This window comes from Thiomicrorhabdus hydrogeniphila (assembly GCF_054656895.1).
The window spans coordinates 1,124,335-1,138,700 of sequence record NZ_BAAHXL010000001.1 but is presented as its reverse complement, the minus strand read 5'-3'; the positions used below and the strand labels follow the sequence as shown (position 1 = coordinate 1,138,700).

Sequence of the window (14,366 nt, the reverse complement as noted above, 5' to 3'; positions counted from 1 at the left end):
TCGGGTTGAAAACCCGAGGGGCGCCGGCAAAGGCGCACCCCGTTCAGAGGGTGCGACTGCGCAGATTTTTTGCTCCCAAAGCAGAAAATCGGAGGCAAAGGTTAAATTGTTCAAATTTAAGCTGCGCAGGCCTAGATTTATCTCGCACCCACTGTGCGAATAATCTCGGCCGAAGTTCAGGCTTTTTGTATTTTTGAATAAAAATCAAAAAGCTGTTTTTACAGGGCTAGCCAGAATATCTTCGGTGCACTGTATCTGACTTCACTATTTTCTAAATAAAGAAAATCACCACCCCGAATTTCCGAAACGAGAACCGGTGCGAGTAAGAATGAGGTATCTTTTCTCCAGTACTTATAAGAAAAATTCAATGACATTGGATATTTTCACCCTAATCCATTTTATGAAAACAATCAAAACACGGTGCGAACATTTAATGCACCGCGTTTTTTTGAAAAAAATGGAGAAAATAACTGATGAGATTGATTGGAGATAAACTTTTAAATTACGATGAATATTTAGACTTACAAACTAAACAAACTAAAACCTTTAATGAAAATCAAAGGCAAGGATTTCTAGCTAAGCAACTAGTTTGTGACAGCATATTTAGATTCAAGTTTTTAGATAAACCTGTATTGATGACCCTACTCAACTTTGATAAAAGCAATAATGGTGGGTTTTATCGCATTATGAAAAACCTACAAAAAGAAAACGTAGTTAAAGCATTAGAAAGCAAATACACAACATCCAAAACTGTTTACGCATTAAAACCAAAAGCATTCAGAACATATCTAAAAAATAAAGAACCATTTTTTTATCCTAAAAGTAATGACAAGCTTGGCATTGGGGTAAAAGCTACGCACAACTTAACTACAGCCAATATGATGATTCGAATGACTAGAAATACATATCTAAAATATCAATATTTGCCTAATTTTGTGACAGAACGCGAACTACGTGCAACCGCAGATTACCTTCCAAGAATGCCTGATGGCTTTATCAATATTAGTGAAAATGATAGCTATTTTATAGAATACGAATTTTCAGAAAAAAATAGAAGAGATAGGATAAATGCTTTGGTCAATGCCGACCGTAATGTTAGCTATTTACTTGATGACAAATATGAGTCTGAAGAATATACCGTAGAAACGATTTGGTACGTAAAAAATCAGCGTATGAAAAATCTTTACGAAAGAGAGATTAAACAACTAGCTTACAATGGTATTAATGTTCTCAACTTCGACAATATTCTCGAATTTTATCAACTAAACAAAAAGTACCATCATGTTTATGTTATGACTTAAGATTAACTAAACCTGTAATACTCAATCGTTAAAAAATTGCTAATCTTTGATTAGTGAATAGATAAAAAGAGCGCTCAAACGAATCAAGAAATGAAATTTTATTAAAAGAAAATTTCATCAAGCATGATTAAAGAAAAATAATAGATATTCTAAAGTTAAGAATAGAATGCACTGTCAGAATTATCGGTTTTAAACTTCCGTACTCCTGCTCATATATGTCGCTAAAGACATAATATGAGTAGGAGTATCGAGCATCATATACCAGATTTATAAAACATCTCTTTCTTGAGGGTGAGAAACTTCTAGGCCATTCACCATAAAATCATTCGGCATTTCACCCAAAAGTTTAAAGGCGACTCCGAGATTTTTAGCTCTTGGCTTAAGAATAAGCTCATCTCCACGCTTAAAAATTTCGACTTCTTTAACATCAAACTGAAACTCTTTTGGAATTCTGATGGCTTGACTATTTCCAAACTGAAAAATCTTAACTTCCATAATCACTCCTTTTATCGAAGTATACCCATGTAGTGATCAACTAATTCCGAACCTGAAAATACTAAACACTTTTCATTTTAAACATAATACAAAAATCAGAAGGAATCAAATAAAGCTTAAGGCCATTGAGCAAAATAAAGAGCCAAATCTTTCCGTGATTTACTCAATCAAGTTATTGCATTGGTGAGTTTTTATTGAATTATCTGTTTTCGTATTTAGTTACGTTTATGTCGTCCTTTATTCCTTGAATTAATTAAAAATCGAGGAATAAACTATGAATTCTGAAATGAAAACATTACTAAAATTAAACGCCATGAAACAAATTAAAGAAAACATAAACGATGAAACAATTAACGAACTCATCAAACTATTAGCGAGAATAACAGCTGAGAAATACATAAATGCTAAAGAAGAATAAGGAAAATAATTTGATTCTCCTTATTAACGGCAGTTTATATGTTTAGGTAGTTTATCTTAACCTCTTTCCGTTAGTGTTAAACCACACCTATCAAAACAATTAATTAAATTAGCCATATTAAGCTCTAACTAATTGAAATAAAACGATAAAAAATATAATTTCATACACAGGGTAATATTTCCGACGATTTTTCCGTTAATTAGATGAATGATTATCATTCTCTTACAATTCAATATAATAAGGAAATTTCACAATGGGAAATAGAGCCGTAATATACGCTAGATATAGCAGTGACATGCAAGATAAATCTTCTATAGATATTCAAGTTCGAAATGGAACAAAACATGCACAGAATAATAATCTAGAAATAATAGATATATATTCTGATGAAGCTATTTCTGGAACTACAACAAACCGCCCTGCTTACAAAAAAATGTTTGAAGATGCGGACAAGAGAAAATTTGACGTCATCATCATCGATGACCTCTCTAGATTTGGAAGAAGTGTTGAAAACAATGCTAAGGGTTTAAATATATTAGCCTGTTCAGGAGTTCGCGTTTTATGCGTTCAGGATAATTATGATTCTTTTGCATCTGACCCATCCAAAAAAATGTTGCTGCAATTCAAATCTGTTATTGATGAAGCATACATTGACAACCTGGCTTATAAAACTAGAAATGGCCTTGAGGATAAGTTTTTAAATGGGTTTGCGACAGGTGGTCGAATTTATGGGTATAAGACTGAGCCTGTAGGGGGTTACACAAAAAAAGGTAATCCAGAAGCTTATAAGTATGTAATAAATGAAACTGAAGCTGAGATAGTTAAAAGAATATTTAATTTATATATCAATGGATATTCATCCAGACAAATTGCAAAGCTTTTAAATGAAGAAGGCATTCCGAGTCCAACAGGTAAAAAATGGAATGGATCAACCATTCAACCTAATCTTAAAAAAGAATCAGGTCTTTTACTACAAACTATGTACATAGGAATAAGAGTTTGGAACAAACGAAGATTTATAAAGAATAATGAAAAAAACACACGAGTCCCAATAATGAATCCTAAAGAATCATGGCACACAATGAGCATGAAAGAACTTGCTATTATTGATGACGAAACATGGTCTAGGGCACAAAAAAGAATTCGGGCAACACACGAAGCTTCACACAGCATCAGAGAAGGTATAGACAAATCACAAGGAAAGAAAAGAGCTGGTCATTTATTAAGCGGATTATTAAAGTGCCCAGAATGTAAAAGCAATTTAATAGTTTCCGGTAGGAATCATTACGCATGTGGTACAGCAATTAATAAAGGTACTTGCACAAATAAAGAATATATTAAAAGAACCGATATTGAAGAAAGTATCATTGAAGCAATAATCAGCATCATTAACACTGATGAAATCTTAAATTCTTTTAAAACAGAAACATTAAAAATTGCTAAAGACATAGAAAATAAAGTATCTCCTCAAGTTGATTACGATCATGAAATTGAAAGTCGTAATTTACAAATAGAAAACCTTATTGATGCTATTGCAAATGGAACAGCAGTCGAACGTTTAAATCGAAAAATCGAACAGCTAGAAAATGAGATAAAAGATATTCAAACTAAAATGATTTCTGAAGAGCGTCATCAAAAGCAGAAAATCGAATTTGATGAATTGATATATAAGGAAGAACTAGAAAGTGCTATTTTAAAACTAAACCAATATAAAGAACATTTGCCTATTGCACAAAAACTTATGGCCTCGCTTATTGGAAAAAATGGAATAATTTTAGACAAAAAAAAAGCTTCTGAAATAGAAGCTTCTTTAGAAGTTGACCCGACAATTTTACTAGAAAATCAATCGTGTCAAGAAATAGTGGTAGCGGGGGCTGGATTTGAACCAACGACCTTCGGGTTATGAGCCCGACGAGCTACCAAGCTGCTCCACCCCGCGACAATTTGTAAACCGTAACGTTTCCGTTTCGATGTGGCGTATTATAGGGAGTTACAGAAATATTACAACCCTAAATAGTAAGTTTATTTAAGTTTTTTCTAATACCCTTTTTGGCTGCTACTTTTATAGGCTTTAAAACAAAAAAAGGGAGCTTTTAAAGCTCCCTTTTTAAATATTTATAATAGCGGTTATGCTGTAGTTTTTTTAATAAACTGTCTAAGATTATAACGGTAAATAAAACCAGGGAAAGCAAAGATCATAAACATGAATAAGGTAATTGTATAGAATTCCCAGCTTTGCTGAGTTACATGTCCCATGCTTTTGTTTTCAAGCATATAGGCAAAGAACCCTGTTACGATAAAGTATAGGAACCATTCTAGTAGGTTTATCCAAATTGATTTTTCTGGGACTTTTATAAAAACAAACAATCTGTTTGATAATATAAATGGAATATTAGCTAAAACAATTGCTGTAACAAGTAATAACCATACTGCTTGGTTGATATCCATAACTTTACCCTTAAACGTAAAAAGCCCGTTATTCGGACTTTATTTATTATTTATAATGCTTTTAAACTGTTGTAGCAGAGATCTATTAGCGAACTTGGCACTAGACCTAACACTAATAGAGCAATAGCAAACAAACTAACTGCAATATTTGAACTTGAGCTTGTAGTTTCAATAAGTGAATTATCTTCTGGTTTATCAAAATACATGGCTTTAACAACTTTTAAATAGTAGAAGGCACTAATAACAGCCATAATAACTGCAATAACCGCTATCCAAGTAAAGCCTGCTTTAATAACTTCTTCAATCACTATAATTTTTGCCCAGAACCCAATAAATGGTGGAATACCGGCCATTGAAAATAGTACTATAAACATCATAAAGGCTAGCCACGGATTACGTGCATTTAAGCCAACAAAGTCTGAAATCTTATCGAATTCATTACCTGTTTTAGATAGTGACACTATCATACCAAATCCTGCAACACCAGTTAATGCGTAAACTATGACATAAAACATGGCGGCTGAATAACCTTCTGGCGTAGCGGCAATGACACCTAGCAATAAGAATCCAACATGTCCAATACCTGAATAAGCTAGCATACGCTTGAGGTTATCTTGCACAATAGCAATCAGTGAACCCACAACCATTGATAGGATTGAAATCATAATAATAAGTGATTGCCAATCTTCTACCAGGCCTGGTAAAGCTTCTTCAAGAAGACGATATAGCATAGCGAAACCAGCTATTTTAGGTGCAGTACCTAAATAGAGTGTAACGGCTGATGGTGAACCTTGATAAACGTCGGGCATCCACATATGAAATGGTACAGCACCTAGTTTAAAGGCTAGACCAATGACAACAAAGACAACGCCAAAAGAGAGGACGACTTTATCAACATTACCTGATGCAATTATTTTTGCCATTTCTGGAAAGGTAATTGAAGCCGTTGCACCATAAATCATTGAGAAACCATATAGCAACATACCCGTTGCTAAAGCCCCTAATACGAAGTATTTAATCGCGGCTTCTAGTCCTAGACTGTAGTCTTTTCTTAATGCAATCATTGCATACATGGCTAATGACATGATTTCTAAACCAATGAACATAGTTATCATGTTATTGGCAGAAATCATAACGAACATACCTAATACACCAAACAGCCCTAGAATAAAGAACTCGCCAGTGTAGAATTTATGTTGTAGTAAATATTCACGAGAGAATAAGAAAATACCTAAACTCACAATAATAGTAAATAACTTGAGTACATCTGCAAAACTATCACGTACAAAACTACCGTCAAAGGTAATGATTTGGGTTGTTGTAAAACTTGATAGAATCAAATAACCTACAACGATCAGTGAAATTTGCGTAGCATAATATGTTGCAAATTGGAAACGTTTAGACCAAAAGGTATCTGCAACCAAGATAAAAGAAATGAGTCCTAAAAGCACCATTTCTGGAATAGCTGGTGCAAATGACGGAATAACAAAATTCATAAAATTAACTCACCTATATCCGATTAAAGTTTAGAAGTTGTGGCTTGAACTAATAAGTTCGCTACAGAAGTATGCATAACGTCCATAACTGGACCTGGATAAACACCTAGTCCAACAACCGCAACGGCTAACACAGCCATAATGGCAAATTCACGTTTGTTCAAATCGGTCAATTTTTCAACATTTTCATTGGTAACAGCACCAAAGTAAACGCGTTTAACCATCCATAATGTATAGGCAGCACCAATAATAAGTGTTAATGCAGCTAGAGTACCGTACCAAAGATTTGCTTTAAAGGAGCTAATGATAACCATAAACTCACCTACAAACCCTGATGTACCAGGTAAACCTACGTTAGCCATTGAGAATAGAACCGCAAAGAATACAAACCATGGCATTTTATTTACAACACCACCATAGGCAGATATTTCACGAGTATGCATGCGGTCATATAAAACACCAATTGCTAAGAACATGGCACCAGAAATGAATCCGTGAGAAATCATTTGCACCATGGCTCCTTCCATACCGATTTGTGCACCTTGCATAGAACCTGTATTTTGTACAATGTCATAGACCAAAAACATACCTAATGTAACGAAACCCATGTGCGAAATCGAAGAATAGGCAACGAGTTTTTTCATGTCACTTTGTACCATTGCCACAACACCAATATAAACAATAGCAACAAGAGACAAGGCTATAACTAACCAATCAAGAGTCATAGAAGCATCAGGGGTTATGGGTAAACTGAAACGAACAAAACCGTAACCACCCATCTTAAGCATAATTGCTGCTAGAACAACTGAACCTGCTGTTGGCGCTTCCACGTGAGCATCTGGCAACCATGTATGTACTGGAAACATTGGAATTTTTACAGCAAATGCGATAAGGAAAGCCAAGAAAATTAAGATTTGTACTGTCATGCCTAATTGCATTGACTGGAAATCTAAAATGCTAAAGCTTCCAGATTGGTAATACATGTAAATAAAAGAAATTAGCATGAATACCGAACCAAAGAAGGTATATAGGAAGAACTTCATGGTTGCATAAACACGGCGAGGCCCACCCCATTTACCAATAACGATAAACATAGGTATTAACAAGGCTTCCCAAAATACGTAGAAAAGAATGGAATCTAGTGCAACAAAAACACCAACCATAATACCGCCCATAATTAGGAAAGCACCAAAGTATTGCTCAACACGTTCTTTAATAACATCCCAAGCCGAAGCAATAACTAATACCTGTGTAAAGGTTGTTAGTAAAACTAAAGGCATAGATAAACCGTCTACCCCTAAATGGTAACTAATGTTAAACATTGGTACCCATGGGATATTTTCTTCAAACTGCATAGCCGCCGTTGTGACATCAAAATTAAACCACAAAGGAAGTGAAAGAATAAAGGTGAGGCCCGCAATTGCAAGTGATAACCACTTAGCAACTGTGTCGTTGTTACGACCAGCAAATAATACTAGTAGGCCACCAATTATTGGTAACCATACTAGTGTGCTTAAAATAGGATAGCTTGATAGCATGTAGTCTATTCCCTTCTTCTTATTCTTTTAATTACCACAGAGTCCAAACTAGCATTGCTAGCAGACCAAAAATCATTACAAACGCGTAGTGATACATAAAACCAGTCTGAGACTGACGTAAAGCAGAAGCTGAATTAGCAACTGCCATAAAGGCATTGGTTACCATACCTGTGTCAATTAATTTAACATCAACAACACGCGTAAAGAACTTACCTAATTTTTGACCACCTTCTACAAAAATGATTTCATTTAATCGATCAAAGCCGTAGGCGTTATCTAAAACATAATAACCACGAGGACACATGTTTTTAATTTTTCCAGGAATGGTTGGTACTTTTAAGTACATTAACCAAGCCAAGAAAACACCTGATAACGCTAGGATTACTGGCAATGTAACAAAGCCATGTAAGATTAGATTAATCACGCCATGGTAGTAATCATTGAATACCGCCAACATTACGTCATTTTGAGGAAGTATAGTAATGGATTCACCAAAATAAGTACCTGTTAACATTGATTCAATCATAGGCATACCCATTAATAATGCTGGGATTGCAAGTAATACTAATGGCACAGTAACCACCCAAGGTGATTCTTTGATTTCATGGCTACGAACATAGTCACTTTCTTTACCGTGGAAGACCAGGAAGAACATACGGAAACTATAGAACGCTGTTACAAAAACTCCCATCAATAAAAGAATATAGGCAAAACTAGCACCATATCTATCTGATTCGCCAACCGACATTAAGATACTCTCTTTTGAAAAGAAGCCTGAGAAACCTGGGAAACCAATCAAAGCAAGAGAACCAATTAACATAGTGATGTAAGTGATTGGCATATACTTTTTCAAACCACCCATATCACGGATATCTTGCTTGTGATGCATAGCAATAATCACTGAACCTGCCGCTAAGAAAAGCAATGCTTTGAAAAAGGCGTGAGTCAATACATGGAACATACCTGCTGCATAAGCCGAAGCTCCCATTGCGGCAGTCATATACCCTAATTGTGATAAGGTTGAATAGGCAACGACACGTTTAATATCATTTTGAATAAGCCCTAATAAGCCCATCATAAATGCTGTTAGAGCACCAATAATTAGCACAAAACTTAATGCCGTTTCAGAAAGCTCAAACGCTGGTGATAAACGCGCAACCATAAAGATACCCGCTGTTACCATTGTTGCAGCGTGAATTAATGCTGAAATAGGGGTTGGACCTTCCATCGATTCTGGAAGCCAAACGTGTAATGGCATTTGCGCTGATTTACCCATGGCACCAATGAACAATAAGATCAACATTAAAGTAATCATTGACCATTCAACACCTGGAACGATTTCAATCATGACATCTTTATTAGCCGCTAACTGAGCAAAAAACTCGTTATAGTCCATTGTATTAAAGTAAACAAACACAACGGCAATACCTAAAATAAAACCAAAGTCACCTACTCGGTTAACCAAAAAGGCCTTAAAGTTTGCTTGAATCGCAGACTCACGCTTCATATAGAAACCAATTAATAGGTAAGAGACTAAACCTACCGCTTCCCAACCAAAAAATAGTTGTAGGAAGTTATTAGCCATAACCAATGAAAGCATTGAGAATGTAAATAATGAAATATAACTAAAGAAGCGTTGGTAATAAGGATTGTCATGAACATAATCTTCATCATGATCCATATAACCCACTGTGTAGATATGAACCATTAATGAAACAAAGGTAACCACTAACATCATCGTTGCTGAAAGTTGGTCAATCATAAAACCAATTTCAAACTTAATACCATCACTAACTAACCAAGTATATAGACTTGCGTTATAGGCACTTGCCCCTTGTAAAACAAATTCATAAAACACATAAGCCGCTAAGACGGTTGATATACCAACACCAATAATAGTGGCAAAATGCGCACCCTTACGACCTACTTGCCTTCCAAATAAACCAGCAATAGCAGAACCAACTAAAGGGGCAAGTAAAATAACAATTAAAATTGTATGCAACATCAACAACTACCCCTTCAGTGATCCAAGATCATCAACATTGATGCTCTTACGATTACGGAATACTAAAACAATTATAGCCAAACCAATTGCTGCTTCAGCAGCGGCAACCGTAAGGATAAAAAACACAAAAATCTGACCCGTTACATCATTTAGATAATGCGAAAACGCAACCAAATTCGTATTGACAGCCAGCAGTAATAATTCAATGGCCATTAATAAAACAATAACGTTTTTTCTATTTAAGAAAATACCCGCCATACTGATCATAAATAGCACTGCACCAAAGATCAGATAATCCGATAAAGCGATCATTTGTCACCCTCCTCTTTAGTTACAATATCTTTTTCAGTTACGGTTTCCATTTTTACTATACGTACACGGTCAGAAGCTTGAGTTTTAACTTGTTTATCAATATTTTGATATAGAACTTCTGTAGTAGGACGGCGACGTAAGGTCAATGCAATTGCAGCAACAATACCTAGAAGTAACAACACCGCTGCCAATACAAACGCATAAGCATGCGTGGTATATAAAGGTATCGCAATAGCAACTGTATTACTGTAATCAGCGGCATGATTAACAGGATTCCCTGTAACTTCTAAACCAAAATGTTCTGGTCCTAAAACCATATACATCATGGCAAATATAGCAATTGCTGCCATAGCGCCTAAAGGCAAATACTTTGTAAAACCTTCTTTAAGAATGGCTAAGTTAATGTCTAACATCATGACCACAAATAAGAATAAAACCATTACAGCCCCAACATAAACTAAGATAAGGACTAATCCAAGAAACTCAGCTTGAGCTGTAATCCAGATACCTGCAGTAGATACAAAAGCAAGCACTAACCAAAGCGCTGCCTTTACTGGATTTTTTACAGAGATCATCATTAATCCTGCAACGGTAGCTATCGTTGCAAGGAGATAAAATATAAATTGTTCAAATGTCATAACTATCTATTTTCCTATTAACGATACTTAGCATCTGCAGCCCTATCGGCGGCAATTTGCTCTTCATGCTCATCACCAAAGGCTAATAAATCTTCTTTGGTACGAATGTGTGGCCCGCGTTCATGAAATTCATATTCAAATACACGTGTTTCAACAATGGCATCTACTGGACATGCTTCCTCACAGAAACCACAGTAAATACACTTGAACATATCAATATCATATTGTGTAGTACGACGTGTACCATCTTCACGTTCTTCTGATTCAATGGTTATCGCATTGGCAGGACAAACTGCTTCACATAATTTACAAGCAATACAACGCTCTTCGCCATTCTCATAACGTCGTAAAGCATGATGCCCTCTAAAGCGAGGTGAAATTGGAGTTTTTTCTTCTGGATAACGAACGGTTATCTTTCTTTTGAAAAAATATTTACCTGTTACTGAAAGCCCTTTAAATAGCTCAGTTAGACCCCAGGTTTTAATTTGATGTTTTAAAAATTTACCCATGTAAGCCTCTATTTAATTAAACCAAGGACCAAAGCTAAAGTATTTCATTGCGCCAACAACAAATACCCAAACAATAGTTACTGGGATTAATACTTTCCATCCTAAACGCATTAATTGGTCATAACGGTAGCGAGGAAATGTTGCTCGCAACCATAAGAACACAAATAGTAAGAACGATACTTTAAATGCTAACCAACCTAATTGAGGTACCCAAGCAAACATTGCATCTAAAACTGGAATACCTTCAAAGGGAGATAACCACCCACCTAAAAACATAATAGAAGTCATGAATGAAATCAAAATCATCATGGCATACTCAGCAAGCATAAATATACCAAAGGTCATTCCTGAATAATCAACATGAAAACCAGCTACGATTTCTGCTTCACCTTCTACTACATCAAAAGGCGTTCGGTTTGTCTCTGCTAACCCTGAAATAAAGTACACAAAAAACATTGGTAATAACGGCAATAAATACCAGTTAAAAACACCACCTTTTTGACCGTTAACAATGTCTGTTAGGTTCATGCTGCCAGCAATCATCAATACCGTCACTAAAGCAAAGCCCATTGCAATTTCATATGAAATTTTTTGTGCAGAACCACGTAAAGCACCTAAAAAAGCATACTTAGAGTTAGAAGCCCAACCTGCAATAATTACACCGTAAACTAAAATGGATGACACGGCTAATACGTACAAAATACCTGCATTAATGTCAGAAACAACAACCCCTTCTGAAAACGGAATAACAGCCCATACTGCTATAGCAGGCGTTATTGCTAATACTGGAGCAACAATAAATAAAAATTTATTTGATTGCGTTGGGAATATAACCTCTTTGGTCATTAACTTTAAGGCATCTGCAATAGGTTGTAACAACCCAAGTGGACCAACACGGTTTGGCCCCATACGAACTTGCATAAAGCCAATAACTTTACGTTCAGCATAAGTTAACCAGGCAACCACTAGCATAATAGGCAGTACAACGGCTACTGCTTGTAAAACTAGGGTAATCAGAATTGCTAACCAGTCAAATAAAAAGCCTGACAAAAAGGCTTGAAGTGCATCAAACATCGACTTTATCCTCTACCCATTGTTTCAACATTTGCATCAGGAGTAGCCTGAAGCGATGGTGAACGACGTACAATTGAATCTATCTGGTATGGAGAGACCATTTGCACCTCATTATCATTATTTGTTTTAGGCAATGAACACTTAAGAGTAAATAAATCAGCCTTATTAGCTACATTGTCTAATACTTCACTGAGTACTTCGTTTGAATGCGTGAAGTCAAAACCATCAACATTAAACATATTTCCTAATACACGCATTACCTTCCATGCGGCTTTTGCATCACCTTTTGGTTCAACGGTCATTTTAAATGACTGCTTTGAACCATTTGCATTTACAAATGTTCCTGCTGTTTCTGTAAATGTTGCAATCGGTAACATAACATCAGCGTAACTACGCTGTATTTCGCTATCAAAAGCAGTAAGATTTACAACAAACGCAGCATCTTGCATGGCTTTTATAGCTAAATCACTCTGATTAAAATCAGCTTCAGGTTCAATATTCATATTAATAAATGCTTGCATGCCATCAGCGATCATTTGTGAACTATTTTTACCATTAATCGGTAAAAAGTTAACCAAATGCGCGCCAACTTCGTTTGCTGCTAATGGCAGAATATTCAACTTAGCTTCCGTTGCCATTGAGATAATTGCGGTTAGCTTTTGAATAACTGCAAAATCAGAATGGTTTTGAGCTAACTGCCCAACCATAATTGATGGATTAGCTGAATCAATTAATTTTTGTGCAATTTCTTTATGCTGTTCATTAACCGTTACATCATTTAACCAGGCCTGGTCGATATTTTTAATATCACAAGCGGCTTTAGCAATACTTGCCAATGTAAACACCAAACCAGTGTCATTAGAAAGATCCGTTATTTTATAGTTAAACTCATATTTAGCAGGGTTAATAACAAACGCTTTTGCTCCTGCTTGAACAGCTTTACGAACACGATGATTTAAAATAGGTAATTCTTTACGAAGATAGGAACCGACAAGTAAAACTGAATCTATTTTTTCAACTTCACTTAATGAATGCTCTAAAGAAGGAGCATTAAAACCTGCTGTATCTGCCGTAAAGTCTGTTTGGCGATGTCTATAATCAATGTTCTCTACACCTAAACCACGAGCCAGCTTTTGAAGCGAATGTAACTCTTCTAATGTTGAGTTTGCAGAAGCCAACACACCAATATTTTTTGATGTTTTAAGAACCTCTTGAATGCCCGTTACGGCAAATGCAAGTGCGGTTTCCCAATCTGTTGCTTGCCATTCACCATTTGTTTTAATTAATGGTTGAGTTAGACGTGATTCACAGTTAATACCTTCATAAGAAAAACGATCTCTATCTGAAAGCCAAACTTCATTAATCTCTTCATTTTCGCAAGGTACAACACGTTTTACGTCATTACCTTTAGTATGAACAAGAATGTTTGAACCGATACTATCGTGTGCTGCAATTGATTTGTGTGCTTTTAGCTCCCATGAACGAGCGGTATAGCGGAATGGCTTTGAAGTCAAAGCACCAACTGGACATAAATCAATCATATTACCCGACATTTCTGAGGTAATTGATTTTTCAATATATGTCCCTATTTCCATCCATTCACTACGTCCTGTCGCACCTAATTCCATCATTCCAGCCACTTCTTGGCCAAAACGCACGCAACGGGTACAGTGAATACAACGAGTCATATCGGTTTTAATTAAAGAACCTGCCTCACGATCACTTACCACTCGCTTAGATTCTGAATAACGAGAAACGTCATCTCCATAATCCATTGCTACATCTTGAAGTTCACACTCACCACCTTGGTCACAAATAGGACAATCTAACGGATGGTTAATTAATAAAAACTCCATAACGGATTTTTGAGCTGCAATTGCTTTTGCTGATTTGGTATGAACTTTCATACCATCTGTTACAGGAGTTGCACACGCTGGAAGCGGTTTCCAAGCACCTTCAACTTCTACAAGACACATACGACAGTTAGCCGCAATAGACAATTTCTTGTGGTAACAAAAACGGGGAATCGCAATTTGAGCATCATCAGCGACATCTATTAACATGTCCCCTTCATGTGCTTCAATAACTTGACCGTTTATTTCAACTTTTACCATAATTCTATAACCTAAGTT

General features: G+C 35.8%; 13 protein-coding genes and 1 tRNA gene. 3 read left to right on the top strand and 11 right to left on the bottom strand.

Annotated features, from left to right (window positions below):
- Positions 1-473: 473 nt before the first annotated feature.
- On the top strand, positions 474-1,301 hold the full coding sequence (locus ACYQ0E_RS05055; protein ID WP_460187153.1) for a hypothetical protein: 828 nt from the start codon (positions 474-476) through the stop codon (positions 1,299-1,301).
- Between the two features lie 267 nt (positions 1,302-1,568).
- Here the strand turns inward: ACYQ0E_RS05055 and ACYQ0E_RS05050 are convergent, their stop codons facing one another.
- Positions 1,569-1,796 carry an antitoxin gene (locus tag ACYQ0E_RS05050; RefSeq protein WP_460187152.1) on the bottom strand — a complete coding sequence of 76 codons (228 nt, stop codon included), beginning with the start codon at positions 1,794-1,796 and terminating at the stop codon, positions 1,569-1,571.
- Between the two features lie 274 nt (positions 1,797-2,070).
- Here ACYQ0E_RS05050 and ACYQ0E_RS05045 point away from each other — a divergent pair, with 274 nt between their 5' ends.
- Both ACYQ0E_RS05045 and ACYQ0E_RS05040 read left to right on the top strand, forming a co-directional pair.
- The gene (locus tag ACYQ0E_RS05045; protein WP_460187151.1) at positions 2,071-2,214 is read left to right on the top strand and encodes a hypothetical protein; all 144 of its coding nucleotides are present in this window, start codon (positions 2,071-2,073) and stop codon (positions 2,212-2,214) included.
- A 253-nt stretch (positions 2,215-2,467) separates the two neighbouring features.
- The gene (locus ACYQ0E_RS05040; RefSeq protein WP_460188700.1) at positions 2,468-4,120 is read left to right on the top strand and encodes a recombinase family protein; all 1,653 of its coding nucleotides are present in this window, start codon (positions 2,468-2,470) and stop codon (positions 4,118-4,120) included.
- Here ACYQ0E_RS05040 and ACYQ0E_RS05035 read toward each other — a convergent pair.
- The 10 genes from ACYQ0E_RS05035 to nuoG all read right to left on the bottom strand — a co-directional run bounded on the left by ACYQ0E_RS05035 (position 4,077) and on the right by nuoG (position 14,348).
- A tRNA-Met gene (locus ACYQ0E_RS05035) sits at positions 4,077-4,153 on the bottom strand. The two genes, ACYQ0E_RS05040 and ACYQ0E_RS05035, sit on opposite strands and share 44 nt — an antisense overlap.
- Before the next feature lie 188 nt (positions 4,154-4,341).
- Positions 4,342-4,662 carry a DUF2818 family protein gene (locus tag ACYQ0E_RS05030; protein WP_460187150.1) on the bottom strand — a complete coding sequence of 107 codons (321 nt, stop codon included), beginning with the start codon at positions 4,660-4,662 and terminating at the stop codon, positions 4,342-4,344.
- A 50-nt stretch (positions 4,663-4,712) separates the two neighbouring features.
- On the bottom strand, positions 4,713-6,158 hold the full coding sequence (gene nuoN / locus ACYQ0E_RS05025) for an NADH-quinone oxidoreductase subunit NuoN (RefSeq protein ID WP_460187149.1): 1,446 nt from the start codon (positions 6,156-6,158) through the stop codon (positions 4,713-4,715).
- A 23-nt stretch (positions 6,159-6,181) separates the two neighbouring features.
- Complete coding sequence (locus ACYQ0E_RS05020; protein WP_460187148.1) at positions 6,182-7,696, bottom strand: NADH-quinone oxidoreductase subunit M; 1,515 nt, start codon at positions 7,694-7,696, stop codon at positions 6,182-6,184.
- A gap of 31 nt (positions 7,697-7,727) precedes the next feature.
- Positions 7,728-9,701, bottom strand: a complete 1,974-nt coding sequence (nuoL, locus tag ACYQ0E_RS05015; protein WP_460187147.1) for an NADH-quinone oxidoreductase subunit L — start codon at positions 9,699-9,701, stop codon at positions 7,728-7,730.
- Between the two features lie 6 nt (positions 9,702-9,707).
- Positions 9,708-10,013, bottom strand: a complete 306-nt coding sequence (nuoK, locus tag ACYQ0E_RS05010; protein ID WP_029407865.1) for an NADH-quinone oxidoreductase subunit NuoK — start codon at positions 10,011-10,013, stop codon at positions 9,708-9,710.
- Positions 10,010-10,651 (bottom strand): NADH-quinone oxidoreductase subunit J, encoded by a 642-nt coding sequence (locus tag ACYQ0E_RS05005; protein ID WP_460187146.1) that lies wholly within the window; start codon positions 10,649-10,651, stop codon positions 10,010-10,012. Before ACYQ0E_RS05005 ends, nuoK begins: the two co-directional genes overlap by 4 nt.
- A 17-nt stretch (positions 10,652-10,668) precedes the next feature.
- Positions 10,669-11,160, bottom strand: a complete 492-nt coding sequence (gene nuoI, locus ACYQ0E_RS05000) for an NADH-quinone oxidoreductase subunit NuoI (protein WP_460187145.1) — start codon at positions 11,158-11,160, stop codon at positions 10,669-10,671.
- 12 nt (positions 11,161-11,172) lie between these two features.
- Positions 11,173-12,234: an NADH-quinone oxidoreductase subunit NuoH gene (nuoH, locus tag ACYQ0E_RS04995; RefSeq protein ID WP_460187144.1), complete on the bottom strand. Its 1,062-nt coding sequence runs from the start codon at positions 12,232-12,234 to the stop codon at positions 11,173-11,175.
- Between the two features lie 5 nt (positions 12,235-12,239).
- Complete coding sequence (gene nuoG, locus ACYQ0E_RS04990; RefSeq protein WP_460187143.1) at positions 12,240-14,348, bottom strand: NADH-quinone oxidoreductase subunit NuoG; 2,109 nt, start codon at positions 14,346-14,348, stop codon at positions 12,240-12,242.
- Positions 14,349-14,366 lie beyond the last annotated feature (18 nt).